This is a genomic window from Frankia sp. CcWB2 (assembly GCF_977927585.1).
Genome location: NZ_CDWRCM010000033.1, coordinates 9,510 through 10,536, shown reverse-complemented (window position 1 = coordinate 10,536; position 1,027 = coordinate 9,510). Strand labels below are relative to the sequence as shown.

Annotated in this window: 1 protein-coding gene; it reads right to left on the bottom strand. The window is 66.9% G+C overall.

Annotated features, from left to right (window positions below; translation table 11 throughout):
- Nucleotides 1-132: 132 nt before the first annotated feature.
- Nucleotides 133-1,027: ABC transporter ATP-binding protein (locus ACY45C_RS05725; protein WP_462186606.1), on the bottom strand; the 895-nt coding region annotated here is incomplete at its 5' end.

Genomic DNA, 1,027 nt, shown 5'->3' with positions numbered 1-1,027 from the left:
GGAGCGATCCCGATCCGCTTTCTTGTCAGAGTTCACCTAACGAGCCGTCCGGCTCGCGCTCATCCCCGCTGTCACACGCACAGGCTGGTAGCGCAACCGCTCGCGTCAGACCTCGACGGCAGATCTCGACGGTCAGATCTCGACGACGGCCTGGGCGAACTGGGACTGGTACAGCCGGGAGTACGGGCCGCCAGCGGCCAGGAGTTCGGTGTGGGTGCCCTGTTCGACGATGGCTCCGTTCTCCATCACAAGAATGGTGTCCGCGTCCCGGATGGTCGACAGTCGATGCGCGATGACGAACGCGGTCCGGCCCGCCCGCAGGGTCGACATCGCCCGTTGGATGAGGACCTCGGTACGGGTGTCCACCGAGCTCGTCGCCTCGTCGAGAACCAGGATCAGAGGTTCCACGAGGAAGGCACGGGCGATGGTGATCAGCTGCTTCTCCCCGCCGCTCACGCCGACCCCCTCGTCGTCGAGCACGGTGTCGTAACCCGCGGGAAGGGTGCGGATGAACCGGTCGACGTGCGCGGCGCGGGCCGCCGCCACGATCTGCTCCTGGGTGGCGCCCTCCGCACCGTAGGCGATGTTCTCCGCGATCGTTCCGCCGAACAGCCAGGTGTCCTGCAGGACCATGCCGATGCTGGCCCGCAGTTCATCCCGGGACATCGCCGCGACATCGACCCCGTCCAAGGTGATCCGTCCGCCGGTGACCTCGTAGAAGCGCATCAGCAGGTTGATCAGAGTGGTCTTGCCGGCACCGGTCGGCCCGACGACCGCGACGGTGTGACCAGGTTCCGCGACGAGTGACAGGTCCTCGATCAACGGCTTGTTCGGTTCGTAGCGGAAGGAGACGTGTTCGAAGGCCACCCGGCCACGAAGCCGCTCCGGATGCGCCGGAACCGCCCGGTCGGGTTCCTGCTCGACGGTGTCGAGCAGGTCGAACACCCGCTCCGCGGAGGCCACCCCGGACTGCACCAGGTTCGCCATGCTGGCAACCTGGGACAACGGCTGGCTGAACTGCCGAGAG